Origin of the sequence: Blautia hansenii, from assembly GCF_013304445.1 — a bacterium.
Taxonomy (GTDB): Bacteria; Bacillota; Clostridia; order Lachnospirales; family Lachnospiraceae; genus Blautia.
The window spans coordinates 1-25,726 of record NZ_JAAITA010000006.1 but is presented as its reverse complement, the minus strand read 5'-3'; the positions used below and the strand labels follow the sequence as shown (position 1 = coordinate 25,726).

Below are 25,726 nucleotides of genomic sequence, written 5' to 3'. Positions count from 1 at the left end.
TTTTTTATAATTCACAGTTATTTACAGTTCTTGGGAATGGAATGACGTCACGGATGTTCTGCATACCGGTGAGATACATCACGCATCTTTCAAATCCCAATCCATATCCGGAATGGCGGGTGGAACCGTATTTACGAAGGTCTAAGTAAAAGTCATAGTCCTCCTTGTTCAGTCCCAGTTCATCCATTCTCGCACAAAGTTTTTCGTAGGAATCCTCTCTCTGGCTTCCGCCGATAATTTCTCCGATTCCCGGAACCAGACAGTCCATAGCCGCAACCGTCTTTCCGTCTTCGTTCAGCTTCATGTAGAAAGCCTTAATCTCCTTTGGATAATCGGTAACGAAAACAGGACGTTTGTATACCTGCTCGGTCAGATATCTCTCATGCTCAGTCTGTAAATCACAGCCCCAGTATACTTTGTAATCAAACTTATCGTTTGCTTTTTCCAGAATTTCAATGGCTTCTGTATAAGTTACATGGCCAAATTCAGAGTTTAACACATGGTTCAGTCTGTCCAGAAGTCCCTTGTCAATAAAGGAATTGAAGAAGTTCATTTCTTCCGGTGCGTTTTCCAGTACATAGCGGATAACGTATTTCAGCATATCCTCAGCCAGCGCCATGTTATCGTCTAAATCTGCAAAAGCCATTTCCGGCTCAATCATCCAGAACTCTGCCGCATGGCGTGTAGTATTGGAGTTTTCTGCACGGAAAGTCGGTCCGAAAGTATAAATGTTGCGGAAAGCCTGTGCATAAGTTTCCCCGTTTAACTGACCGCTTACCGTGAGGTTGGTAGGTTTGCGGAAGAAATCCTGAGAGAAATCTACTTTTCCGTCTTCGGTCTTCGGAATATCATTTAAATCCATGGTGGTAACCTGGAACATTTCTCCGGCCCCTTCGCAGTCACTTCCTGTAATCAGAGGAGTGTGTACATAGACAAATCCTCTCTCCTGGAAGAACTGATGAATGGCAAAGGCAATCAGGGAACGCACACGGAACACGGCCTGGAATGTATTGGTTCTGGGACGCAGATGAGAAATCGTTCTCAGATATTCCATGGAATGGCGTTTCTTCTGAAGCGGGTAATCAGCTGCAGAATCCCCCTCCACACTGATTTCTGTTGCCTGAATTTCAAACGGCTGTTTAGCCTGAGGTGTAGCTACCAAAGTTCCTTTTACCACAATGGCTGCACCTACGTTTAATTTGGAAATCTCCTGGAAATTGCTCATGGTATCATGGTATACCACCTGCAGAGTTTCAAAAAAACTTCCGTCATGAAGGACAATGAAGCCAAAGGTCTTGGAATCACGAACACTTCTGACCCAGCCGCCCACGGTCACTTCCTTGTCCAGATACTGCTCTGTACTTTTGTAAATCTCTTTTACTGTTGTTAACTGCATTAGCTCTATCTCCTTCCCATATGGTCATCTGTCTGATATTTCAATGGACTTCTTTACAGTATATCCCATTGTTTTGCTGTGTGCAAGGCTAAACTTGGATATTTTCGTCCATAGCAAACCTCCTGTATCCCATATCCTGTTTTTCTTCTCTGTACCGTCTTATTTTTCTCTTCTCTTTTTTGATTTTTCATACAATTTTTATGACATTTTTCCTCTTCTTACTACTTTTAATACAATATCCACATATCTTTTTTATATTTACCGTTATTTTCAACAATTGTAAATATTATAGCTTGTTTTTTCTATGCACATATGCTACCATCGACCCATGCAATGCTTTAAGTATGCTTTAAATATTTCATGCTTTAGTAAAGCGCACTCGCAATTCGGTATTTTATTATTCAGAGAAAGGGGATTTTTATGGAAACAACACGAAAACAACAAATCCGGTCTGCTGTCTTGCAGCATTTGCCCGAAGCCCGGTCCTTAAGCGAATCTTTAGCCAGACACCCGGAACTGTCCTATGAAGAATATGAATCCAGCCGCAAAATCGCAGAACTCCTTGCACAGTCCGGTTTTGACGTCACCTGCCCTTATGCCGGATATGATACTGCCTTTTGCGCCTGTCTGGACAATGGAGACGGTCCGTCTGTGGCCCTCTTAACGGAATATGACGCTCTGCCGGAAATCGGACACGGCTGCGGACACAACCTGCACGGCGCGCTTTCTGTTCTTACAGGCATGTCTCTCATGGAGTTGAAAGACCAGTTTCGCGGCAAACTGTATGTGATTGGAACCCCTGCTGAAGAGGAAAACGGCGCAAAAATCGGCATGGCTTCTCAGGGTATCTTTGATAACATGGCTCTGGCCGTTATGATGCACAGTTGGGCAGGCGGTACTTCCCTTCCCAACATGGACGTTCTCAGCCTGCGCTGCTATGTTGCAGAATTTCACGGTGAAACCTCTCATGCCGTAGCCGCACCCTGGCGCGGAAAGAGCGCTCTGGCTGCTGCCAGAAAGTTTTTAGACCTGATTGACGCCCGAAGGGAATGTTTTACCCCTGATGTTCATGTGAATGCCGTCATTTTAGACGGAGGTAAGGCCCCTAATATCATCCCCGATTATGCCAAAATCCGTATGGAATTCCGTACCGCTTCTCTGTCCCGTCTGGAGGAAGTGGACGAAATGATAAAAAAATGTGCCAATGCCACAGCTATGGCGCTGGACTGCACAGTTTCTTTAAACTTTGGACTTTCCGATTTCTACGATATGGTTCGTATCCCCCTTCTGGAAGATACGGTCACCGATTATTTTAAAGAATTCGGTCTGTGCTCCGGTCCCGTTCAGCCGGCTACCGGTTCCTCCGATATGGGCAATGTCAGCTATCACTGTCCTTCCATCCAGCCTCTGCTCTCTATCACAGAGGAAAATCTGGCCCTGCACACTTCTGCTTTCCGGGAAGCTACCCAAAAGCCTCCCGCTTACGAAGCTCTGGCAAACGGCGCCGAAATCCTCTCTGCACTGGTGCTGAAGGTATTTGAAGATCAGAACTTCCGGGAAAACATACAGGAAGTCTGGAAACAGGAATTAAAGAAAAAAACGGAAAAGTAGAAACGGAGGTTATGCTATGAAGAAAAATTCTGAAACAAAGCAAAAGAAAAAATTTGAACTGCCCCATATTTTTGTTCTGCTCTCTGCCATTATTCTTGTATGCGCTATCGCTACCTGGCTTCTCCCGGCCGGAGAATTTGAACGCGCAGTAAATGAAGCAGGCACCGAAGTAGTAGTGCCGGGAACGTATCATACCGTAGAGTCTTCCCCTGTTGGACTCTTTGACTCTATAAAAGCGATTTACAATGGTATGTTAAATGGCGCTGACGTTATTTTCTTCGTCTTTATTGCCTACGCTGCCATTGGATTGATTATCTCCACCGGCGCTTTCAACGGACTGGTGGCAGGACTTTTGAAAGTATTAAAAGGAAAAACCCGTGCTGTCATTATTCCGATTTTCATTCTGGTGCTGGGCTGTGCTTCTTCCACTATTGGCGTATTTGAAGAAGCCTTTCCTTTTATTCCGATTTTTGTGGGAATTGCCATTGCCCTGGGATATGACGCTGTGGTAGGTCTGGCCATTGTAGCTCTTGGAACCGGTCTAGGATACAGCGGCGCTGTGATGAATCCTTTTACCGTAGGTATGGCTCAGAGTATTGCCGGACTTCCGCAGATGTCTGGAATTCCTTTCCGTCTCGTCTGTCATCTGACCATGATTGTCGTAGCTTCTGCCTTTACCATACGATATGCGCTGAAAGTCCAGGCAGACCCTGCCAAAAGTCTTGTGCATGGTGATAGTTTTGACCATCTGACCATGAATCCGGAAGAAATCGAAAAGCACCCCTTCGGTATCCGGGAGAAACTGGTTCTGGGCGTTCTGGCTGCAGGCATTGCCGTTATTGTCTGGGGTACAAAGATGAAAGGCTGGTACTTTGAAGACTTGAGCGGTGTTTTCCTTATTATGGGAATTATCAGTTCCCTTATTATGGGATGGGGTCCCAATATCATTGCAAAAAAGGTGGCCCGCAGCTTTGCCGATTCCGGACAGGCAGTAACCAGTATGCCGATTATGGCCCCTCTGGCCGACTTATGCGGTATTTCCAGACAGGTAGCAGTCCTGGCATTCCAGTTTGGTGACGGTCTCTCCAATATTATCTGGCCAACTGCCATGACACCGATTATGTGTGGTATCGCCGGGGTAAAAATGGATAAATGGTGGAAATTTATTGTTCCCCTTTTCCTCATACTGCTTGTAACCCAGGGAGTTTTAATCGCCATTGCAACCTGCATTTGGTAAGGCAATAAAAAGCCGCATGCCGTCCATAGGAAGGATTTCTGTATTCTCTCCCTATGCACTGCATGCGGCATTTTTAATTTTCATAATTCATTAAAATCCGGTATACATTTACAGGCCGCCCTTTGTTTCCGCTTCTTTTCAAGCCCGCCACTTGGGCATATCCGTTTTTTTCCAGATTAGAAAGAAACTTATTGGCCGTCCGAAGAGAAATATGCAGGGCATCCATGAGTTCCTGTGATGTGATTTCTGCTGTTCCATACGTTTGCATAACGCCGATAACCTTCAGAATCGTCTCAGAAGACAACTTTACCCGATTGGCAATTTCACTGATATACCCTTCTGAAACATTAATGGGCTGTTCTGTACTGCCCTTTTTCAAAACAATCAGGTTTTCTTCCCCGTCAATTAACACACTGGCGCAGCCATTTCCCTTGATGTTTCTCCCGTAATGAGACGCGTCTATGGCATTTAGTCTGGCCTGAGACAAATTATTTCCGAATCCATATCCTACGGCCCCCGTAAAACCTATCTGCTCCTGCAGCCAGGCGCCAATTCTGCATTTTGAAAATCCCTCTGTGATTTTTCGCAGAAATGCATAATCGGTAATATATTCCAGACCTGCGTAGTTTTCCTTTAGCATCATCTGATTCAAATGCTTTTTATTGAATTGTTCCATAGCCTTTCGGATATCCGGGCTTTTCCTGTCTGCCTCATCCAAATCAATGTATATCACGGCCGGTATTTTCTTTTTCATAGACTTTAAAGAAATATTTTTCTGCAACCCTTCCATAATCTGCAAGAAAGCCTGTACACTGGGATATACATAGAAACACTCTACATCAAATTCCTGTAAGCTTTCTGCCACAGAATGAAAGTAAGTAATCACCATATCAAACCGGTTCTTACGGCACTGTTCTCTATAGTATTGGCAGATAGCCTGTTCTTCTTCGTCAATCTCTTCCACAGTTTTCATTTTTTCCCATTTCTTTTCGTATTCATGCACGGCCTGGGAAAATTTCTCTGTACGAATAAGATTTTCCAAATCTGCATTTCCTCTCAGAAAATCCATTCCGATTCTGGAAAGGCTGTGCACTCCGGATTCCACCATTTTCTGCAGCAAAATCCGGTAAGTGTTTTCCATATCTATAGGAGAATAAGCCAGACACACCTGGTCTTCCTCGGATATAAGAAGTTCAAGCGCATGGTAAGGCATGATTCCACTGACATAAATTCCGTCCACCCGGTCTTTTAATTCGTAGAAACATGCCTCCAATTCCTCAAAGGTGCTGTAGGAAACAAATTCAGTCTGCACTTTTGGCAAAAGACTATTCTGCCACTGTACAGCGTGTTCCCTGTAATGTTCTTTCAGCAATAAGGCAATTTTCATTTCAAATTCTCCGGATTCAGTCCTTCCAGTTCCGGTACTACAAATCTGCCGTCTTTTCTCACCAGCACATCATCAAAATAAATCTCGCCGCCGCCGTATTCCGGTCTCTGTATCAGCACCAAATCCCAGTGAATGGCAGAATCGTTTCCGTTGGGCGCCTCATCGTAACATCTTCCCGGTGTAATGTGGATAGAACCCTGGATTTTCTCATCGAAAAGTGTATCCTTCATTGGGTGCAGCACATAGGGATTCACCCCAATAGCAAATTCGCCTACATATCTTGCCCCTTCGTCAATATCAAATACTTTATTGATTCTCTCTGTATCATTTGCCGTAGCCTTCACAATTTTACCATCTTTAAATTCCAGACAGATGTTCTCATAAGTAAATCCCTGGAATGCAGACGGTGTATTATAGCACAGCGTACCATTGATAGAGTTTCTCACCGGGGCTGTAAATACTTCTCCGTCCGGGATATTGCACTCGCCGCTGCAGGGAATAACAGGCACATCTTTAATGGAGAAAGTCAAATCCGTTCCCGGAGCCGTAATGCGCACTTTATCCGTTTTTTCCATGTATTTTACAAGAGATTCCATGGCTTTTGCCATCTTATTGTAATCCAGTGTACACACATCAAAATAGAAATCTTCAAAAGCTTCCTGGCTGGTATTGGAGAGCTGAGCCATAGAAGCGTTTGGGTATCTGAGCACTACCCATTTTGTCTTTGGCACACGGATATCCCCGTGCACCGGAGTGCTGTAATACTGCTCGAAAAGATTCATCTTCTCTGCCGGAACATCTGCTTTTTCAGAGACATTTGCCCCTCCCCGGATACCGATATAGCAATCCATTTCCGCCATCTCTTTTCCGTCAATTTCAGCCATAAGTTCTAACTGTTCTTTTGTGCAGTGCAGCAGCATTTCTCTGTCCACCTGCGGGTCAATAAAGTGAGGGAAAGGCAGGCCTCCTGCCTCATAAACCTCCTTGATAATCTGTCTTGCCAAAGCTGTGGTTTCATACCCGGTATAATTGATGTATACCTTTTCCCCCTGCTGCACACGGCAGGAATGATGTACCAGCACCTTTGCCAGTTTTTTAATTCTTTCGTCCATAGTTTTTTTCCTTTCTGCAATTATTCTCCAATATTTTCTACATAACAGATAAATACATTTCCGTTTTCTTCAAAAGCCTTGGTACTGTCCTGCAGTCCCATAAGTTCAGTCTCCTGGGTCTGTGGATTATACAGCGTGGTATTATAACTGTCAAATCCTACAATCACCCGCGCCTGTCCGTCCTTACTCTTTACAATGACCGGACGCTGTACGCCAACTTCATATAAAACCTGCTCCAGCGTACATCCTGTGAGATTCACAACCGTTCCTTCTCCTTTTAAGTCGTCCTTTAGCTGACTGACATCAAGGGGCGCGTTCTTCACCGCATCCGGAATATCCTCCAGAGCAATGCTGGCTTTTGCCGCTGTATTCCTTCTCTCCCAGAGGTACTGCTGACTGCTGTTCAATACCACACCAGCCTGCTCATCCGCCGCTTTTACTGCCTCTGCAGCACTTTCGTAAATCCCCCATAGTTTTCCCATGGCATACACATAATATTCTTCCCCGACCTTCGTCTCATTTTTCATATCCAGCACATCATCTTCGGAAAGTTCTGTAAATTTTGCTTCCATAATCAACGGTTCCTGGCTGCTGCCGCCTGTGAACTGCAGTCCCATAACAGCGGCCTGACGTACAGTAGACAGCATTACCACAGAAAAGGTTTCATCCTGCTTGTCCTTCACATTATTCAAAATCTGTCCGTTACTGACCTTCTGATAGGTATCTCCCTGCTTCTGGGCTCTCTCCAGTTCCAGAAGGTTGTCCTGGAAGATAACGTCCATAATATAATATCCGTCCTGCTGATAAGTTTTCTTAACCTCTCCTTTTGAATTCTGAATACGAATTTCCGTCATGGCAAAATCCGTTTCTCCTGCACTGTTCTGCTTAATGTCGCCATCTTTTGCCACACCATAAACGACATCATTGTTAATAAAGCCAAACAGCCGTATTTTCGTACCGTCCTCTGCTTTTATCTCCTGTTTCATATTTTTCTCCATATCCAGAAGCGTAATGACCGTCGTATTATTCTTATCCATACCTTCCATCCAGGCCGCATACCGCTGATTTTCTGAAACTTTGAAACATTCTTTATCAATATCCTTCTGCATCACAGTATAACTCTTATCTTCCATCTGAATGTCATACAACTGTCCGCCTAACAGCACATAAAAATGTCCGTCTTTGCTGATATAAGAAAAATCCTGAATTTCCTGCTGCAAAAATTCAAAAGATTTTGAGGAAGACAGGAAAAATTTTTCCTCAATCACATTCTGTTCAGATGAATAGTGATAAACAGCTGCTCCTACACAGCCCTCGTGCTCTCCACGATTCATATACCCATAAAGCACAAAATCAATATCTCCGTTCTTGCTGACCCGAACCAAATCAATATCATGCTGTGAATAGTCATTGCGCTCATCATTGCTTCCTACATCCCGAAAACTGAATACCCTGGTGAGTTTATTGGTTTCCAGATTGTAAGACCACAAATCTCCCTGCTGCACAAATGCCACAATTTTCCCTGCGCTGTCAGACAGATACTGAATATCTTTTCCGGTAACTCCAAGATTCAGCTGACCTTCTGATACAATATTCTGTTCCGTAGTCAGCACTTCTTTGGCCGAGCGTTGGAAATCCAGAAGACGCACTCTCGTCTGGTCATACCGCATACGGTAAAACTCATCCACCTGATACCGCTCCACTTCGCCGTTTTCATTTTCAGCAGTAATATAATAGGTAATAGAAACGCTTCCCGTATTTTCATTGATTTCCTTAATGGAGGGAATACCCGGTCTGCTCAGTTCCGGAGCCAAAGACCCCCAGGTCACCATTTCCAGGCTGGCATGAATATCCAAATCATTAAAACTATTGTTGGAGATACTGCTGTCCGTTTCCAGATAGGTCCGCAAATCTCCGTTGTCCTCCTGCATCAGGGACTTGGTATAAAAACTGTTGACAAAGTCGATATATTTATCCGTACTAAGCCCTGCTCTCTGAATCAGCCTTGTATAATAAGTCCAGCTTCCGGCCTCTGTATTTAAGGTAAAACTCAGAGAGTATTCCTGATTCATCAGAATGGATTTCTGCAAAGTAAACTCCGCAGTAAGTTTTCCGTCTGCTTCTTCCTGAAAGTTTTTAATCTTATTGTTTTCCACAACCTTACTTCCATCTGCAGTCCTGATTTCATACACCAGACTTTCGATTTTTCTCCCATACGGGGTAATGCTTACGGCCAGTGTTTTATCTGTTCCCACAGGGGTCAGCGTATCTCTCATGTAAGACTCGTCCATATCCTGGGCATATCCGTACATGCGGTTTACCTCCGTATTTCCGATTTTCATGGCCATACAGGGAATGACTGCTGTCTGCAGGTCTGTCTTATTGTCTGTGTTCTGACTATTCATCAGTCCACTGAATCCAGCTACGCCTAATAAAAAAACAAGTATCAGTACCAGAATTCTCGCTATTCGTTTTTTCATCTAAAATCCTTCCTAATCTATGGTTTCAAACAACAGCTTCTGGAGCGTAGGCACTGCATGAACTTCTTCTATACACTTCTCCCATGCCTTCCTTTGCTGTTTTTTCGTACTTTCATTTCTTACTTTCTCATTTTTTACCGCACGAATCAAAAGATTCTTCGGTGTATGTTCTATATCAATAAACTCCAGAATCTGTGTATCATATCCTGCACTCTGCAGCATCTGTGCCCGCAGGCCATCTGTGAGAATCGCTGCAAAACGCTCTTTTAAAATTCCATATTCCAAAATGGGCGCCAACATCTCATTATCGATCTGCCCATTTAATTCATGCTGACAGCAGGGTACAGAAAGAATCACGGCTGCACCCCATTGCACTGCTTTTGCCAGCGCATAATCCGTAGCTGTATCACAGGCATGAAGCGTAACCACCATATCTACTTTCTGCATGTCTTCATAGGACGCAATGTCTCCCTGCTGAAAATGCAGCTTCTCATAACCGTACTTTCTGGCAAGTGCTTCGCATTTTTCGATAACGTCTGCTTTCAAATCCAGTCCTGTCACACGGATATCATAATGTTTCAATTCTTTCAAATAGTAATACATTGCAAACGTAAGATACGACTTTCCGCACCCGAAATCCAGAATTTCCACTTCTCTGTCTTTTGGAAGCTTTGGCAGAATATCCTCAATAAACTCCAGAAAACGGTTTAACTGTTTAAATTTGTCATATCTGGAATTTTTCACCTTTCCCTCCTGGCTCATAACCCCAAGGTCCACAAGCCAGGGCACGGGAATTCCCTCTTTCAGTACATAATTCTTCGTCCTGTTGTGTGAAAGCATAGGCGGATACTCCTGGGCCTTCTTCCCTTTTTGTTCTTTCACTGTAATTCTCATACTTCCCTTTTTACTTACCAGAACCGTTCCCTGTACAGTCCTGGATTCAAGCTGGAGCTGCCGGAAATTTTCTGTCATCTGGCAGCATAAATAAGATACCAACGCCTCTTTTTCATAATTTTCGTGAATTTCTTTAGGCCCTAACGTCCTTGTTACCTGATAAAAAATTCCGTTTTTCATCTGTATCGGACGCACCTGTATCTTGGAAATGCCGTCTTTTTTTCTGGCATTACTGACAATCACTCGTCTGAGATTTACATTCACATATTTATTCAAAAATTCTCTTAAATCTGTCATAATTTTCCCCTGTATTTTTCTATTTCCCCTTATTCTCTTAAAGTTCCTGCAATTCACTACTATTGTAAAAGTTTTAGCGGAAATCCGCAACCCCAAAAAGAACAGTTTTGGAGAACTTCTTTTCTCTTTTTCACCAAAGTTTTCTGCAGCGATTTCTTCTGCACCTTCTTCGGTAAATTTCCTGGCACAGCAAAGTCCCCGTCAGGGTCTCCCAGAATCCCTCCTGCCTCTTTCCCCTGCTTTCCATTGCTTCCAGTTCTCCTGCGCCTTCCATCTGCCTGCAGATTTCCCGGCAGGTTCTCTCTATCTGCCACTTATCCGGATATTCATCATAGATAAAGCTGCCCTCATAGTCCAGTCTGTCGCATGCATCTTCTACAAACGCCTGGGCCAGAACCGTTTCCTTAGGATAATAGGAATAAATCAGGGACTTCTCCTTTTCTGCCTCCGCTTCCTGTCGGTAATGTTTTCCCTCTGTGCGATAAAATGCCTTTCTATGCTCCATCGATGCCATATGACTGCTTTCCTTTGGTTTTTTGTTCTTATTAGTATATTCCCTTACTGATGTTTGCGTGAAAAAATAGACAACCTACCATAACTAACATACAAAAAAAGAAGCGACCAATCAGGAACCGCCTCTCAAAAACTTCATCTATATCAAACATCTATGCAGATTTTAAAATACAAAAAACTCCCCCTGTTGGACTCGAACCAACGACACTGCGGTTAACAGCCGCATGCTCTACCGACTGAGCTAAGGAGGAATATAAAAAAGAGGCGCCAACCAGATTTGAACTGGTGATAGAGGTGTTGCAGACCCCGGAAAAAAACCTCGGAACCCTCTAAAACTCTAAGGTTTTCCAAACTGTCCACCTTATATCCACCCTAATTTTCATGTTGCTTTCATGCCATATCAGGTATTTTACTGTGCCAAATCTATGCCACTTAGCACCCCTATGGGCATATTATAAACATTTTAGTATCTTTCGTCTACAATTATTTTACTACAACTACAATATTATATGGAGGTTTATCGTGAATTATCAATTAGAATTAAAACAAATTGTGGATTTTCCACGCTGCCGGATTTACCGGGAATTTATACAAACCCTTATGAAAGACAGAAGCATCCGTACCAACGGAGGTTCCTGTCTTTTTTATTTTCTCATTTTATGTTCTTATGCAAATTACAGTTCCTCTTATCGGAACATCGAACACCTTACTTACAAAGTTGTTCCTGGAGAATGGATCTGTTCTCTTAAAGAACTACAGATTCACTTCCGCCAAAAATTCCAGCACCAGGTCATATCCATACTGGATACCCTGGTAGAGCAAAACCTTCTAACCTACTCACTACACGAAAAAAATAAGATTATCCAATACAAGATCAAAGACTGGCCAAAAGATAATACTGCCCTTTCCTATAATTACCCATGCAAAAAAGACATCGGGTTTTTCTTTTTTCCAATCGCAGATGTTCATAAACTAATCGGACTGGGAAAATGTTCAGAAATGGATGCTCTTTTGGATCTTTGGATTCATGCAGTCTATAATGATCCATCTGTGCAAGGCTCTGATGCCGGTCCAGTAGTATATTTTCGCAATCAGACTGGAAATCCCTTGTTCAGTTATCAGGAACTTGCCAGACGTTGGAAACAGTCGAAATCTTCTGTATCCCGTCTGCTTAAAAAACTTGAAGATACCGACATGATCACACTGATTTCCTATTCCGGGAAACATGGTAGCATGGTATATCTGCGTAATTATCTGTCCGTTATGTTTAATATCAGTGATGTCATGATTGATAAGGAGGAAATTGCCATGAAAATGCAACTGCCAATACATATAACCGAAGATACCTTGCCTGACAAAAACAATTCTGAATGCGTTTCAGAATCTATTACTGACGAACAAATCATCGTTTCACAGGAAGGCTCCTGCGTTCCAGAATCGCACATCAAAGTCATTGTTCGCAAAGTCGCTGAAATACTGGAAATACAAGGCATTTCTTGTTGTAGATGCCCCAAAACAAAGTATATATTATCTCCTTTATCAGCCTGCAAGGATAGTATATATCTATATTCACTACGTATTATCTGCCCCTGGGGGAAAGCAGCCTATCAGTTTGAATTAAAACTAAAACCGGAAAATCACGCCGTCACCAACGTCCCAGGGCATACTCCGCCTCTGCAGCATACCTTACCTGCCTTCGCTGAAATCCCAGAAGTTCTGTTGAAAGGAGGGGTTGTATAATGGCAAAGAAAAATCACCACCCTGTTTCTGCTGAAGTAGAAAATAATCCGTTGTACCATGATACCTATAAGCTGCTCCGTTGTTACCGGGATTCTACTTATAGCCTGATGGTTGCTGTCCGGCAGGTGGAAATTCAATTCCAACTGGAATACAACACCAGTGTAGACGAATTTCTAGATTCCATCTATGCTGCAGGAGCAGATCTGGGAGACAGCCAGATTGAAGAATGGGCAAAAAGCATTGCCCGCAGTAACAAAATGATAAAGCTGCTTCTCTCTTCTGTGGATCTGCTCCGGAAAAATCATAAGCATGGGGAAGAATATTACTGGATATTATATTACGCCTTTCTGTCTCCCCATGAACTGAAAAATACAGAGGAAATCCTGGAAGAGTTGGAAAAGCACGTTCCCAGTATCTCCTACCGGACGTACTACCGAAGGAGGCAGGCTGCTATTAACGCTCTTAGCAGCATACTATGGGGATTTTCTGCAAAGGGGACACTGGAAACTTTAAATAAGTTTTTCCCAAAATAAAATCGACATTTTCCATATAGGCACTCATAATTGAAAAAAACAAAGGAGGGTGCCTATTATGGATCAATTATCAAATTTTATATCCGAATATCTCAAAACATGTGAAACCATAAAAAAGTTAAATTCCAAAACCATTAAAGCATACCGTATAGATTTATCACAATTTCTTACCCTTTGAATCTGAATAATGTTTGTCTCTTTTATTTTATTAAAAAAGTGCATATCCTGAAACTGAATATGCACTCCAAATAGCATTATATATTTATTTTCTTTTGCACAAAAAAGCACGATATTTTCTAAAACTCTATCTGTGTGTCAAAGTAAAAGCTTCTTCCACTTCCTAATCTTTGTCCGAAATGTTCCAAAAGGGGCTACTGTATTTACATGAATAAACTTATAAACTTCCCATACTGCTGTTTTGGTAGCTTCATCTGCCCACTTTCTTTTATGTGGTAAAAATAGCTCCTCTTCCGTCATAGAATCAATCATTGTAAAAATTTTCTGTATATTATCATCCAGCATGCCCATTAGTTCTTTTAGAGATAAATGGGCATAGGTATCGGTAAACCACTGATACAATTCCCCCAATTGATTCCACTTAAAACCATCCGATGGTGTTTTCACTGGAAGTCCAGCCTGTTCATCATTTTCCCATTTCAATACTAATGCGGTCCACCCAACCTGATATGCAAGATTTTCTGCAGGTGTTCGATCTACCTCCATACATTGTTTGTCCTTCAAGGATTCCGGGATATCCTTAAACTCTGCAATATATTTGTCGTAAGCCCTCTTGATTTCTGCCTTTAGTTCCTCTTTATTTTCATACGTCTTCATCGTTTACCTCGCAGTCTTCCGTCTTTACTCCTTGTTCCACACTCCAAAATTGATTATCCCCTGCGAATTTCAATAAGCTGAAGTACATCCGCAAACATTTCTCCTTGATCTTCTAAATCAATCATAAGCCATTTTTGTCCATTTCCCCATCTTGTTTTTTCATAAAGTTCTCTTAATTCTGGGGCACAGTCGCATAAAATATTCTCAACTGCTTCTTTTACTTTTGAACCAATCACAACCAGCACTGTGAAATACCCTTCTCTTGGATATATCGTACACAGGCTTTTCCCAGACTTTTTAAATTTTACATTCCAACCACGTTCTAAACTACAACGGCTAAATTCTATTTTTTCATGGCACCTGTACTTCTTTTTAATCTCGGAACAAAATTTCATAAATACTGGATTTCTAATATATGCCGCAAAATCCTCTAAGATCGGAATTTCCTCTTGATTCTGCATATCAATCATGACCATTCTCCTTTGCTCTTTATAGAAACTGGAATTTTTTGTTGAAACACTTAAACAAATGAAGCATAAATAACATAAATTTCTGCAATCAAAACAATTCCGAGAACGCCATCTATCATCAAATTATACTGTATATCTGTCAAAAATGTTTTTGAATGTGTCAGGAAATATTTAATGTTTTCTTTTCCAGTCAAAAGTGTAATTATGATTAACAAAATAGGAAATAAAAAAATCTCTACCTTATTTCCAAAATCATCTGCTATCCCATTTGCAAAATGAACAGGAATAATCTGAGGTAAGAAAAACACGCTTACTATTGCTAATAAAACACCAATACTGCAAATTCCCCATGTTAATTTTCTGCTTCCTACAAGTTTCATAAAAATGCCTTCTTTCTGCAAAATTTAATTTTATATTTTTTCTCTTGGCTATCCCTATTTCTCCACAAATCTAATAATATGGACTTCAGTATATCATATCATTTATATCGCATCAACATCCAATCTTGTGAGGTACATTTGAAATAATTCCGGCTAAATACTCCTTGCTGTCTTGCCCCTTCTACTCTGTATCGGATTTCTCTTGATCTGCGTCTTCTCTTTTATTCCTCCTTTTCGTTAACCTGTTTTTCACTTCAACCAACCCTACAAAGGCAACAACCACTGTAGCCATCCCCATTCCTATCCCTGAAGCAATATCATTGATGATATTTTGAGCAGGAGATAACGCCCCTACCAGTAAAACGCCATATACCATCGCAAATAGTAGAGCAGAAAGAATGTCTTTGACCTTACGTTCACGAAATGTCTTCTTATACTTTTCCTCCCATTCTTCTTTCATACTTTGCAATTCTACTTTCCCTTTTTTCCCATCCTCTAATAATAATGTAAAAGGTACATAAGCTCCGATCAAAACGCTAATTGTTATATTTGGAATTTCTAAAGCCATTTTCGAAGCATCACGACTTGCAATAATAAATCCCGATATGCAGGCTCCCACATACGCCATAAAAATATAGCGTTTTTTTTCACTTATCCCCAAATCATTTTTTTTAAAACATAAAGAAAACAGATAGTCCATAGCCCAAATCAAAAGAAGTAATAGCACCGCACATATCACAGCATTAAAATCAGCCTTTATGAGTAACGAAAAGCATATATAGGCATACGATGATAGGAGCATAAGAAAAACATAAACAAGTTGCTGTATCGGCTTCTTTATTCTGTTTACAAATTCAAAAACCCAATATTTCTCTCTATAAATACAATAAATAAAGCCTGCCGTAAGTATCATACTGATAATATAAGATATTATTAAAACTCTCTCCATGTATTTCTCCTTTGTAAAATCTGTTTGATATAACCTATTTCTTATTTAGATAGATTCGTTAACTATGGAGGGACAAAACATTGCAGCTAAATATATTTTCTACCCTATATATCTCAAGGAATATGAAAAATCATATTCCCCAATTATTCTACCATCCAACACACCTACCACTTAGGTCGTAACTGTGCATTGGTAATTTCATCAATGATTCTTCACCATGTTCTGAGAACACAACCACTGCTCCTCTTAGTGAAAATTCAACTAAAATTTCCTCTATAGTATGATTCCAAACATTTTCAAACATTTCATGCAAAATAATAATGTCTGCTTCTTGAAGAAATGCCACTAATATTTCTAAGCAGTATCTCTTAGATATATCCAATCTGCTAACCATTTCGTCTTTACAATCGGACAACTTCCCCATTCCCAGAAAGCCTTCAATCACATAATCTTTGTTTATAATTGAACCTACATTTCTCTCTATATACCGAGATACTGTAACATTATCCTCTGGCTTCATGTTTTTCAGTTCAACTTCTTTTATGCTTTTTGTTGTTCCATAGCATTTTATAATGTCTGTTATCTTACGCTCTTGTTTACTACTACAATTATAAAATCCAACTATGTCTCTCGAACTTATGCGGAACAACCCATCTTCTTCATCATTTTTACTAAACTTCATTTCTATCATATATTCCCTCAACTCCTATAAGCAATGGTAATTTGGGCATCTTATATTTTAACAAAGCATAAGCGATTCCTGATAAACCAGTCATAAAACCTGGATTGTATAATTCTGTTGGTAATATATTTTCCTCATTAAGGAATTCCAAAATCTGTTCAAATCGAGAATCACAAATGCTTCTTACCTGCTTATCATCAAAAATTTCTGCATATCTTTTTAAAATCAATAAATTTCCCATGTTTCCATGGCATAGGCAGAAACCTGCATGTAACCCGTCTTCAATTAATTTATTTTTAGCAAGGCTTATATCTTTAATAGCTTGCTGAAGCAATGCAGTTTCTCCTAAATTCTTGATGGCATTATATAAGGTTAATCTGGATAACAGAATACCCGCAGCTCCATGGCACCACGCTATTGGTTGACTCTTATGCTGATCAACCTCTGAAAACTTTCTTAAATCAATCCAATTATTATCCTTTTCTGAGTATAAAGAATTTTCATATTCTACTAAACTTGAAAGGATATCTAAATATTTTGTTTGTGGATATACCTCATATAATCTTGAAAATAGTTCTATAAAACCACTGTTTCCATGTGCAAATCCCGCCAATACTTCAGGAACCACCTCTGATTTCCAACCAACTTTTCCATTTTCAGTAATCATATTCTCTATCAATTGTTCTGCTATTTGTATAGCTTTTTGTAGATAAATAGGCTTTTTTGTTTTTCTATACATATTAATCAGAACCAAAACTATTCCCGAATTTCCCGAAATCATATCGAACAAACGATCTTCTAAGATAAGTGTTTCCATACAATTTAGCCACTTATCGAAATATTCCTTATACTTGATATCATCATATATTTCATATAAAATACCCAACGTATATAAAATCGAACCTTCGCCGCTAAAGATTCCTGTATTAAAGTCTTCGATATTCTGTTCCCCTTCACTTATAGTATCAATATACCTCAACAAACGATTATCTAAAACCTCACAAATCTTATGATATTTTCTGTCATGGTATATCCATTCATATAAATGGAATACCAAATTAATCCCAACCGTACCATCATATAATGTATTCGGTAATGCCTGGATCATCCACTGATTTTCTTTTATACCAAATAATTTTACGCCAATCCAATTAACGTCTGCTCCATCTTCGCTATAAATCGCATTTGTTCCTATTTTATCTAGCAGCTCTTTTGCCAATTCTTCTGCCGTTTTGGCCATATTACTATAAAGATCTAGTTTTAACCTTTTATTCTTTATTTTCCTTGTTCCTGCATTCTCCATATTAAAAGTAATTTTAATATATTGCGTCTGTTGTTCTAAATTCTTATAGGACAAATTCTGTATATTTTCCTCAATTTGCTGCAAAGCTGGCTTACTAAAGAAATCCTTTACTTCTCTGCCATCCCAAGTATAAATGTTTTTTTTACTTCCACGAAAATAAAAATACGGTATATCACCACTTAATAAATCTTCAATTTCATACTCAATAAGAGATCTACTCCTTTGATTTTGAAGATTTCCATTTGCCAATGAATAAAAAAATAAATTTCGTGCTCCTCCATCCACTAATAATTCAGGATGATATGAACTACTCAACACAATTGCATACTGTTGTGTATTTCTAATCAGATATCTCACCTCTAATTCACCATATTGTTGTATGATTCTTAATAGTGTTTCTGTATTTTCCATTGCACCTAAGTATGCACTTTCAAATCCCTGGATAATTTTATCTGCAAATTCGGAGGGTTGAATAAACCTTCCTTTTAGCATTGCCAAATTGTGATTTCCTTTCGATACTGGATAATCATAGACAACCCTCATGTTAACCGACTTCGGATTGATAATAAAGGGGATTTTTATCGGGAATTTTTGTCCTTCTTCTCCACTAATGGCACTCATATTGATTCCTGTATCTCCTGCGTTATTCCATGAATAAAAGGGGAGTATTCCTGAATACAACACCGATTTTCTTAAAAGACTAGCCACTTTTTCTGCTGCACTTTTCCCATTATTCTCTTCTATATTTCCTATAAATGTTTCCGCATCAATAATAACTGGATATTCATTGCATGCAATGAGATTTTCAAAATGAATATCTCCTCCTTCCAAAAGATAATTTATAAACAAAATAATCCCTATTCTTTGATAATATCTTGAAAGTTCTTCTATAGACTTACAATCTCTTTGTATTACAATTTCGCACCAACCATACATTTCTTTATCAAGTATAGAATACTCATAACTTCCCAAATTACATATTCTATAGAAATAATTTGTAATCTCTTGTAGCTTAATCTCATTTTGCAAACTTCGTGGTTTATATAAAATTTTATCTCCCGATACAAATTCCACACAAAATACTCTTCTCCCTTTTTTATGCGAATCAGAAAAATCTGTCGAAAGATGGTTTACGACAAATCCTTTTTCAGTGATATTAAATTTTTTCATTAAAACATCTGCATCTTTCTCAATGCGCTCTATCACTTCTTTGTAAATATCTATCGCATTTTGTATAATTTCATTTATCCTTCTTTCTAACACTGGATAAAGCGAAAATAAATCATTCAAATATTGTTTATCCTTTAAAAAATGGTCGATATAATATTGATACTGTTCAGATTCATTTCCCCTTAACACGCCTTCTTGTCCACATATATGCATTTCATAAATTAAAGTTCGGATACAAAGATTATTAAGCGAATTAAACAAAAATTGCTGAAAATCAAATAGAATCGATTCATTGATATATCGTCTTTGTATAACTATTTCTCTAAGCTGTCTATTTGCCTCTTGCACAAAAGGATCATAAAATGCTCCGAAAACCATTTTCTCACCCTCATGCCTAAACGCCTTTTTGTTCAAAGACAATTTCACAAAATTTCGTGGTTGACTCTTCTCGTGGCTACTAAAAGCACAATTATTTATAAAACCAAAAAAATACTCAAGGTGGTTTTTCTTTACATATTGTAATCCTTCCTCCTTCAGTATTTTCTTCCAATACTCTAAAGACTCCATATTTATTTCAGACGGAATAGCATCATACACTCTTTCAGATAAATAACTAGATTTTTTCATGTTATCTCCCTTTCTCTTAATCCAGGCCCTAGTTCTAAAATCATCTTTGGTTAATTAGCAACAAGCAAGTGTAAAAATACTTCCGCATTCAACAGAAATTGTGCAAACCACACCTGATGAAGCTAAACTATCAACTTTGTTACTTGTCAAATCTGCTGCTTCTAATTCTGTCAAAAGATCTCCAGCCGGGTTGTTATATTTCATATTTGTTCTGTCAAATTTTCTCATAATATCCACCATTCCTTTCTTCAGAACTAGGGTCTTTTGATACCTAAGTATCTTGATTTTTATTATATCCTATCTCCGAATTTCGTCTTTATTTTTGGTATAGATTGACATTTTTTCTTCCTAATTGGTTTTCAACTGTCTTTATCATTTCCTAAATATGCCACAACTTGGCACACTTCTGCGATTGAAGGGTAATTTTACCCATGTTACAATAGGTATTGCTTATAGTATTCCTATTTTCCCCAGCACCTTAATCGGTGCTTTTTTTGTACCCGTAAACCTTTCGCTGACAGTAGCCAATACTTACACAGTACGTACAGCGTACTTCCCCTAAAATAAAACGTATTCTGTGCGTACAGTGTAAGTAAAACTTCCTATTATATAATGAAGGGAGATTACCATGAAAACAAGAAATGAAATCTATCAAGGGGAAGGTGCCCAACTGCTCCGGTTCATTACAACTTACCATTCGTTGCAATATGAACAGGTCTTACGGCTCTTTTCCAAAAACAGAGAGTCTATCAAATCTCTGATCACAAGTCTGGTAAAACAAAAACGCATTATCTATGATAAGGAGAACGGGCTTCTCTTCGACAGCCAGGAATCTGCAAACAATCCTGATTATGGCATGATTGCATCCTTTTGGGTGCTTTTGGACTTCAAAACAGCCATTGTGTACCATACTGACGGTGAATTTCCTGTGAAACTGAACTTTTTCTCTAAAGATGAGTGGTATGAAGTCCTCTATGTCCCCCAGGAACAAGAATATCTTATCAATCATGTCATGGAAAGCCAGACAAAAAGCGATGCGAAACGGCTGGTTGTATTAGAAACAGAAGAACAGGCTGCAAAAATTCATATCACAGGCGTGATTGCCTTTTGCCTTGTAGACTCCTCTACCGGATCTGTCAGCTATTATGCAAAGAAATGAGGTATGTATGAACACCAAAACTGTTTTTGACCGTTTACAGAGCATTGATGATGAAGTCCAAAAACTTCACAACACTATTTTTGCATTGAAAACAACAGATATTCAAGCGTATGCCGACAAATACGAAGAGCTGAGTATCAGTGCTGCCCTACGTTCTGAAAGGATTGCCTGCCAGCTCAGAAATCTGGTATATACCACAACTGACACTGGAAAGAAAGACTATCTGAAACAGGCTGCGGCTGTGCAGGGAATCAAAATCTCTTTTTCAAATAGTGTTCTTTCCATTACCATGCCAGGACTACTGCCCAAACGTAAATTGCGAACCAACACCGCTTTTCTACATGAGCCATTAAACCTTGCCTTGCAGACTTATGTGACAGAACATTCTATTCCGTTATATAAAAGATGTGTGGTCTGTTTTAGTCAAATTTATGACCAGAGCCTTTCTTTACAACGGATACGTGATTACGATAATTTGGAGTTCAAACAGATTTTAGATACTATCGCTTCCTATGTTCTGGTTGATGATACGGGACTCTTTTGCGACTCCTATCACACTACAGAACTGGGGAATTACGATCACACCGTTATCTTTGTAATGAAACCGGAAATCTTTCCTGGCTGGCTGAAAAATAGAAAATCGTCTATCAAAACCATATCGGAAATTTCCTGATATTTTTCTTTCTTTTTCCGATATAGGTAATTTTTCTGCAAAGAAGCCATATTCTCTGCATTTTTTATGCTTAATACCGCCCTTACTTTACCCAAGTATAGGCTGTCATAGGTAAAAATCGAACTGAGGTGATGCTTATTTGATAAAAACCGATTCTATAAAATATCAGCTTTTAGAAATGGTTGGACTATGTGGGGAATTCCCTTCCGGACAGCTTAACAGATTGATTGAGAGTGATTCCTATGCAGAGAAGGTGGTTACAGATTTAAAGCAGAGTAAGCTTATAAGAACACACTATAAAGATGGCCTACGAGGTTATCGCCTTACCAAACGGGCAAAAGAACTGCTGCTTTCGCAAAATCCCTGTCGTTTTCAAAACTATTTAACCGGAAATGCAGAAACCAACCTCATACGTAGCGAATTACCAAGACGGCTGCGACTTCATCAAAAAGCAGAAACCTATTTGACGCTTTCCCATGCTGGAATCCCATTCTTTCCAGATGAAAAGCCCCTGCTTTTTTCTGAATCCGGCGAAGCGGCTACGTTTCCTATGCGAAGCCTTCCTCTGTTTTACTCTTCTAGGGAAATAAAAAATCTTGGAGCATCCACTACTAAAATCAAAAATTCCCGTAGTATGGGAATCCTGATGGCTCCTCACTGTGTCTATGCTGTTTATAATACCGGAAATACACTTCTAAAATGGGAATACAAAACGGAAGTCCGACTCAATGCTTTTTTGCAGCACTATCTTCAAGGACTTCCTTACCATGGCCCGCCTACCGTTTATGCCATCATGACCGGCAGTGATATGGATATGGCTTTCCGTCTCCTTACCAGTACCGGGGGATACAAAAAAACACTGTTCATGCTGGATACTGCGTATGAACACTTCTATTTCCTGCCCAATAACAGCTACGGAGAATACCTGCTCCGTTTATTGGTACAACCCCAGCGTATGATGCAGCTTAATCAGTTACTACTGTCCGACTGTTTTCCCCAGCGTGAGGATCTGCCAATTGAACATGATGGAATAGACAGCCAGGAAAACCCTATTTTGCTTGCGTATGATTTTGACATGCAGCGTATCAACCGCTTCAATACTGGATTAAATGTATATGGGCTATCCGGGAACCTGATTTGCTTTGACTTTCAGCTTCCCTGCCTGAAAAAATACCTAACTGCAGATATACACTTCTCCAGCATTGATTTTCAAAAGTTTAAAAGGAGGTTTTTCAATGAACCGTAAATGGTGGAAGTTCCTGTTTTTGCTTCCCATAAGCGTCTGCACTCTGTATGCCGGAGGATACGCAGCACAATTTATTAAAAACTATCAGGAATGGACTTCTGCCGGAAACTTTGCCGGCAACGGAACCTATCCGCAAGCAGCTTCTTTACACCCATTGGTATGCTTTCATACTGCCCTTACCGATTTCCCATACAATTTGTATGGGATTTTTCTTTGCCTGGTTCTCTTTGGGCTTCTTACTTTTTTACTTATGCGTATGGGATATGACAGAAACGGGGAGATTAGTGACCATGACCGGAACTTAAATTACTCTACAAAAGGAACCTACGGTACATCCGGATTCATGACTCCAGATGAAATGATGAAAGTTTTGGAACTGACCGGAGATGTAAAGAAAAATAAAGGAACCATTTTAGGAAAATTGAATGGCAAAGCCGTATGTCTTCCATATCAAACACGAATGAATAAAAATATCGCCGTGTATGGTGCCAGCGGTTCCATGAAATCCAGGGCATTTGCCAGGAATATGATTTTCCAGTGTGTCGCCAGAGGGCAGGAAGGCAACAACGCTTCCGGGGAAAGTTTAATCATTACCGATCCCAAAAGCGAACTCTATGAAAGCATGTCTGCTTATCTGGAAAACGAGGGCTATGTAGTAAAAGCATTTAATCTGGTCAATCCGGAAAACTCGGATAGTTGGAATTGCCTGGGTGAAATCAATGGACAGGAAACGATGGCTCAGGTATTTGCAGATGTCATCATCCAGAATACAGGTTCCGGAAAAGGAGATCATTTCTGGGATAATGCGGAGATGAACCTGCTAAAAGCCCTGGTTCTCTATGTGGATCAGGGATTTCCGCCGGAAGCCAGAAATATCGGACAGGTTTATAAGCTGCTGACCATGAGTTCCGAAAAGGAGCTGAACAGTCTTTTTGATCTGCTCCCAGTGTCCCATCCAGCAAAAGTTCCTTACTGCATCTACAAACAAGCCAGTGATACCGTGCGAAGCGGAGTTATTATCGGATTGGGTGCCAGACTTCAGGTATTTCAGAATAAACTCATTCGGCAGATTACCTCTTATGATGAGATTGATCTGACACTTCCGGGGAAACAGAAATGTGCTTACTTTTGCATTACCTCAGACCAAGACAGCACCTTCGATTTTTTATCTTCCCTGTTTATGACCTTCATCTTCATCAAACTGGTCCGTTATGCAGATAAGTATGGAGAAGAAGGAAAACTTCCTGTTGCTGTACATATACTAGCTGATGAGCTTGCTAACACCGGAGCTATCCTGGAATTGAATAAGAAGATCAGTGTAATCCGAAGCCGGAATCTCAGCATTTCCTGCATCTTTCAGAATTTACCCCAGATGCAGAACCGCTATCCTTATAACCAATGGCAGGAAATTATCGGCAACTGTGACACTCAGCTCTTTTTGGGCTGCACAGATGAAGTTACTGCTACCTTTATCAGTAACCGCAGCGGCGATGTAACCGTAGGGGTAAGCAGCGAAGCCAAGCAGCTCAATAGTTGGCGGGTATCCGACTATACACCGGAATACCGGCAAACAAAATCTATCGGCAAACGAAAACTCTTAACACCAGATGAAATCTTGCGGCTCCCACTTGATACTGCCTTGGTTATCCTACGTGGGCAAAAAGTCCTAAAAGTAGAAAAGTACGATTATACCCTACATCCAGATGCCAAAAAGCTGACACCAAGAAAAGCATCGGAACACATACCTGAATGGCGCAAAAATGGTTCCTCGGAAGAAACAGATTATCGACCACAGCCCTCATTCGAATCTGCCAAAAGGAAACGCCGTTCATCTTCTGCGTCAATAGCAAAACAGAAACCACATTTTACATCCGAACCCGTTTATCAGGAACCTACTCCCGATGATTTTATGGAGGATTTACTTCAGGAAAATTTTATAGAAGATTCCCCCGACTCTGGCATGGTTCCTTTAGATAAAGATTCCATCATGTCATAACACATTTTGAAAGGAGATAACATTTATGGCAAACGAAACAATGAACCTGAACACCCCTATTTTAACCCTTGACTCCGATACTGTATTAGAAACTGCTCAATCAAAAGCGGATTTAATCTGGCATGACATCCAAAATGCCTATCGTACCCGGAAAATTCTCACCGGCATTCTGGGCGGTATTGAAAAGACCGAAGCCGGCAGCTTAATAGCAATTATTTACTATAAAGATTATCGGGCAGTCATCCCTATCTCGGAAATGATGATCAATCTGATCCAGGATGAAACTCATGATTACGGAGATCTCTCTCTTAGACAGAACAAAGTCCTTAACAATATGCTTGGTTGTGAAATCGACTTTGTAATCAAAGGACTGGATACCAAATCCAGAAGCATCGTTGCCAGCCGGAAAGATGCTATGCTGAAGAAACGTCAGATTTTCTATTTTGATCAGGACTCTTCCGGGCAGACAAAAATTCATGAAGACCGTATTGTGCAGGCCAGAGTCATTGCCGTTGCTGAAAAAGTAGTCCGGGCAGAAATCTTTGGTGTAGAAACTTCCATCCTTGCAAGAGATCTGTCTTTTGACTGGCTGGGTGATGCCAGGGAACGATTCCAGGTAGGGGAACATATTCTGGTCCGGATCTTAACTATCCAGGGAGATTCCCCGGAAACGCTCTCCATCCATGCAGATGTAAAAAGCGTGGAAGGAAACACCAGCAAAGAAAATCTGAAAAATTGTCGGGTACAGGGAAAATATGCCGGAACGGTGGAAGATATCCACAAAGGAACAGTTTTCGTCCGGTTAGAACTGGGTGTCAACGCCATTGCTCACAGTTGCTACGACAGCCGCACCGTTGGAAAGAAAGATAAGGTGTCCTTTGTTGTGACACATATTGACGAAGATCGGAATGTTGCAGTGGGGATCATTACAAGGATTATTAAACAGAATATTTAAAGAGATTTCTTCATTTCCAAAGGTGAGGAGACCGTTTCAAGTTTTGTGTAAACTCAAAAAACTGATATAAGATATGTCATTA

At 40.2% G+C, this 25,726-nt stretch carries 22 protein-coding genes and 1 tRNA gene; 9 read left to right on the top strand and 14 right to left on the bottom strand.

All coding sequences use genetic code 11. The features are described 5' to 3' along the window. Positions 1-4 precede the first annotated feature (4 nt). Positions 5-1,396: an asparagine--tRNA ligase gene (asnS, locus tag G5A70_RS06615; RefSeq protein ID WP_173748877.1), complete on the bottom strand. Its 1,392-nt coding sequence runs from the start codon at positions 1,394-1,396 to the stop codon at positions 5-7. 420 nt (positions 1,397-1,816) lie between these two features. On the opposite strand from asnS, the gene G5A70_RS06610 reads away from it, so the two are divergent. Then, on the top strand, positions 1,817-3,007 hold the full coding sequence (locus tag G5A70_RS06610; RefSeq protein ID WP_173748876.1) for an amidohydrolase: 1,191 nt from the start codon (positions 1,817-1,819) through the stop codon (positions 3,005-3,007). A 16-nt stretch (positions 3,008-3,023) separates the two neighbouring features. Continuing rightward, the gene (locus tag G5A70_RS06605; protein ID WP_173748875.1) at positions 3,024-4,244 is read left to right on the top strand and encodes a YfcC family protein; all 1,221 of its coding nucleotides are present in this window, start codon (positions 3,024-3,026) and stop codon (positions 4,242-4,244) included. 73 nt (positions 4,245-4,317) lie between these two features. On the opposite strand, the gene G5A70_RS06600 is transcribed toward G5A70_RS06605, so the two are convergent. From G5A70_RS06600 to G5A70_RS06575, 6 genes are all read right to left on the bottom strand, one after another. After that, positions 4,318-5,631 (bottom strand): winged helix-turn-helix domain-containing protein, encoded by a 1,314-nt coding sequence (locus G5A70_RS06600; protein WP_173748874.1) that lies wholly within the window; start codon positions 5,629-5,631, stop codon positions 4,318-4,320. Continuing rightward, the gene (locus G5A70_RS06595) at positions 5,628-6,743 is read right to left on the bottom strand and encodes an aminopeptidase (RefSeq protein ID WP_173748873.1); all 1,116 of its coding nucleotides are present in this window, start codon (positions 6,741-6,743) and stop codon (positions 5,628-5,630) included. Before G5A70_RS06595 ends, G5A70_RS06600 begins: the two co-directional genes overlap by 4 nt. Before the next feature lie 20 nt (positions 6,744-6,763). Beyond that, positions 6,764-9,223 carry a hypothetical protein gene (locus tag G5A70_RS06590; RefSeq protein ID WP_173748872.1) on the bottom strand — a complete coding sequence of 820 codons (2,460 nt, stop codon included), beginning with the start codon at positions 9,221-9,223 and terminating at the stop codon, positions 6,764-6,766. A 12-nt stretch (positions 9,224-9,235) separates the two neighbouring features. After that, positions 9,236-10,414: a class I SAM-dependent methyltransferase gene (locus G5A70_RS06585; RefSeq protein WP_173748871.1), complete on the bottom strand. Its 1,179-nt coding sequence runs from the start codon at positions 10,412-10,414 to the stop codon at positions 9,236-9,238. Between the two features lie 130 nt (positions 10,415-10,544). Beyond that, positions 10,545-10,928, bottom strand: a complete 384-nt coding sequence (locus G5A70_RS06580; RefSeq protein ID WP_226853537.1) for a hypothetical protein — start codon at positions 10,926-10,928, stop codon at positions 10,545-10,547. 177 nt (positions 10,929-11,105) lie between these two features. After that, positions 11,106-11,178 (bottom strand) — tRNA-Asn (locus tag G5A70_RS06575). Positions 11,179-11,449: 271 nt separating this feature from the next. Here G5A70_RS06575 and G5A70_RS15585 point away from each other — a divergent pair. Continuing rightward, positions 11,450-12,667, top strand: a complete 1,218-nt coding sequence (locus G5A70_RS15585; protein ID WP_055154206.1) for a MarR family transcriptional regulator — start codon at positions 11,450-11,452, stop codon at positions 12,665-12,667. Beyond that, positions 12,667-13,200 (top strand): hypothetical protein, encoded by a 534-nt coding sequence (locus G5A70_RS06565; RefSeq protein WP_015526878.1) that lies wholly within the window; start codon positions 12,667-12,669, stop codon positions 13,198-13,200. Before G5A70_RS15585 ends, G5A70_RS06565 begins: the two co-directional genes overlap by 1 nt. Positions 13,201-13,515: 315 nt before the next feature. On the opposite strand, the gene G5A70_RS06560 is transcribed toward G5A70_RS06565, so the two are convergent. The 7 genes from G5A70_RS06560 to G5A70_RS06530 form a co-directional block, all read right to left on the bottom strand. Next, entirely contained in the window at positions 13,516-14,034 is a 519-nt protein-coding gene (locus G5A70_RS06560; RefSeq protein WP_054338129.1) for a ClbS/DfsB family four-helix bundle protein, read from the bottom strand. A gap of 53 nt (positions 14,035-14,087) precedes the next feature. Further along, the gene (locus tag G5A70_RS06555) at positions 14,088-14,504 is read right to left on the bottom strand and encodes a DUF3788 domain-containing protein (protein WP_054338130.1); all 417 of its coding nucleotides are present in this window, start codon (positions 14,502-14,504) and stop codon (positions 14,088-14,090) included. A 50-nt stretch (positions 14,505-14,554) separates the two neighbouring features. Next, positions 14,555-14,884, bottom strand: a complete 330-nt coding sequence (locus G5A70_RS06550; RefSeq protein WP_054338147.1) for a DUF1648 domain-containing protein — start codon at positions 14,882-14,884, stop codon at positions 14,555-14,557. 181 nt (positions 14,885-15,065) lie between these two features. Next, complete coding sequence (locus G5A70_RS06545; protein ID WP_114002467.1) at positions 15,066-15,833, bottom strand: hypothetical protein; 768 nt, start codon at positions 15,831-15,833, stop codon at positions 15,066-15,068. Between the two features lie 148 nt (positions 15,834-15,981). After that, positions 15,982-16,524: a hypothetical protein gene (locus G5A70_RS06540; RefSeq protein ID WP_054338131.1), complete on the bottom strand. Its 543-nt coding sequence runs from the start codon at positions 16,522-16,524 to the stop codon at positions 15,982-15,984. Beyond that, positions 16,505-19,615: a type 2 lanthipeptide synthetase LanM family protein gene (locus G5A70_RS06535; protein ID WP_117843977.1), complete on the bottom strand. Its 3,111-nt coding sequence runs from the start codon at positions 19,613-19,615 to the stop codon at positions 16,505-16,507. The genes G5A70_RS06540 and G5A70_RS06535 overlap by 20 nt, the downstream gene beginning before the upstream one ends. A gap of 54 nt (positions 19,616-19,669) precedes the next feature. Continuing rightward, on the bottom strand, positions 19,670-19,843 hold the full coding sequence (locus G5A70_RS06530; protein WP_114002469.1) for a plantaricin C family lantibiotic: 174 nt from the start codon (positions 19,841-19,843) through the stop codon (positions 19,670-19,672). Positions 19,844-20,243: 400 nt separating this feature from the next. Here G5A70_RS06530 and G5A70_RS06525 point away from each other — a divergent pair, with 400 nt between their 5' ends. The 5 genes from G5A70_RS06525 to G5A70_RS06505 all read left to right on the top strand — a co-directional run bounded on the left by G5A70_RS06525 (position 20,244) and on the right by G5A70_RS06505 (position 25,644). Continuing rightward, positions 20,244-20,774, top strand: a complete 531-nt coding sequence (locus tag G5A70_RS06525; RefSeq protein WP_054338136.1) for a DUF5697 family protein — start codon at positions 20,244-20,246, stop codon at positions 20,772-20,774. Between the two features lie 7 nt (positions 20,775-20,781). Next, complete coding sequence (locus G5A70_RS06520) at positions 20,782-21,447, top strand: DUF6100 family protein (protein WP_015526862.1); 666 nt, start codon at positions 20,782-20,784, stop codon at positions 21,445-21,447. A gap of 178 nt (positions 21,448-21,625) precedes the next feature. Continuing rightward, entirely contained in the window at positions 21,626-22,693 is a 1,068-nt protein-coding gene (locus G5A70_RS06515; protein WP_173680740.1) for a hypothetical protein, read from the top strand. After that, on the top strand, positions 22,683-24,689 hold the full coding sequence (locus G5A70_RS06510; protein ID WP_173680728.1) for a VirD4-like conjugal transfer protein, CD1115 family: 2,007 nt from the start codon (positions 22,683-22,685) through the stop codon (positions 24,687-24,689). The genes G5A70_RS06515 and G5A70_RS06510 overlap by 11 nt, the downstream gene beginning before the upstream one ends. Positions 24,690-24,714: 25 nt before the next feature. Continuing rightward, positions 24,715-25,644, top strand: a complete 930-nt coding sequence (locus G5A70_RS06505; RefSeq protein ID WP_173680729.1) for an RNA-binding protein — start codon at positions 24,715-24,717, stop codon at positions 25,642-25,644. Positions 25,645-25,726: the final 82 nt, after the last annotated feature.

Coding starts and splice junctions, on each gene's coding strand:
- G5A70_RS06510 (WP_173680728.1), top strand. CDS start 22,683: ATGAACCGTAAATGGTGGAAGTTCCTGTTTTTGCTTCCCATAAGCGTC.
- G5A70_RS06585 (WP_173748871.1), bottom strand. CDS start 10,414: ATGACAGATTTAAGAGAATTTTTGAATAAATATGTGAATGTAAATCTC.
- G5A70_RS06545 (WP_114002467.1), bottom strand. CDS start 15,833: ATGGAGAGAGTTTTAATAATATCTTATATTATCAGTATGATACTTACG.
- G5A70_RS06540 (WP_054338131.1), bottom strand. CDS start 16,524: ATGATAGAAATGAAGTTTAGTAAAAATGATGAAGAAGATGGGTTGTTC.
- G5A70_RS06600 (WP_173748874.1), bottom strand. CDS start 5,631: ATGAAAATTGCCTTATTGCTGAAAGAACATTACAGGGAACACGCTGTA.
- G5A70_RS06555 (WP_054338130.1), bottom strand. CDS start 14,504: ATGATTGATATGCAGAATCAAGAGGAAATTCCGATCTTAGAGGATTTT.
- G5A70_RS06525 (WP_054338136.1), top strand. CDS start 20,244: ATGAAAACAAGAAATGAAATCTATCAAGGGGAAGGTGCCCAACTGCTC.
- asnS (WP_173748877.1), bottom strand. CDS start 1,396: ATGCAGTTAACAACAGTAAAAGAGATTTACAAAAGTACAGAGCAGTAT.
- G5A70_RS06530 (WP_114002469.1), bottom strand. CDS start 19,843: ATGAGAAAATTTGACAGAACAAATATGAAATATAACAACCCGGCTGGA.
- G5A70_RS06505 (WP_173680729.1), top strand. CDS start 24,715: ATGGCAAACGAAACAATGAACCTGAACACCCCTATTTTAACCCTTGAC.
- G5A70_RS06535 (WP_117843977.1), bottom strand. CDS start 19,615: ATGAAAAAATCTAGTTATTTATCTGAAAGAGTGTATGATGCTATTCCG.
- G5A70_RS06610 (WP_173748876.1), top strand. CDS start 1,817: ATGGAAACAACACGAAAACAACAAATCCGGTCTGCTGTCTTGCAGCAT.
- G5A70_RS06605 (WP_173748875.1), top strand. CDS start 3,024: ATGAAGAAAAATTCTGAAACAAAGCAAAAGAAAAAATTTGAACTGCCC.
- G5A70_RS06595 (WP_173748873.1), bottom strand. CDS start 6,743: ATGGACGAAAGAATTAAAAAACTGGCAAAGGTGCTGGTACATCATTCC.
- G5A70_RS06520 (WP_015526862.1), top strand. CDS start 20,782: ATGAACACCAAAACTGTTTTTGACCGTTTACAGAGCATTGATGATGAA.
- G5A70_RS06550 (WP_054338147.1), bottom strand. CDS start 14,884: ATGAAACTTGTAGGAAGCAGAAAATTAACATGGGGAATTTGCAGTATT.
- G5A70_RS06590 (WP_173748872.1), bottom strand. CDS start 9,223: ATGAAAAAACGAATAGCGAGAATTCTGGTACTGATACTTGTTTTTTTA.
- G5A70_RS06580 (WP_226853537.1), bottom strand. CDS start 10,928: ATGGCATCGATGGAGCATAGAAAGGCATTTTATCGCACAGAGGGAAAA.
- G5A70_RS06515 (WP_173680740.1), top strand. CDS start 21,626: ATGGTTGGACTATGTGGGGAATTCCCTTCCGGACAGCTTAACAGATTG.
- G5A70_RS06560 (WP_054338129.1), bottom strand. CDS start 14,034: ATGAAGACGTATGAAAATAAAGAGGAACTAAAGGCAGAAATCAAGAGG.
- G5A70_RS06565 (WP_015526878.1), top strand. CDS start 12,667: ATGGCAAAGAAAAATCACCACCCTGTTTCTGCTGAAGTAGAAAATAAT.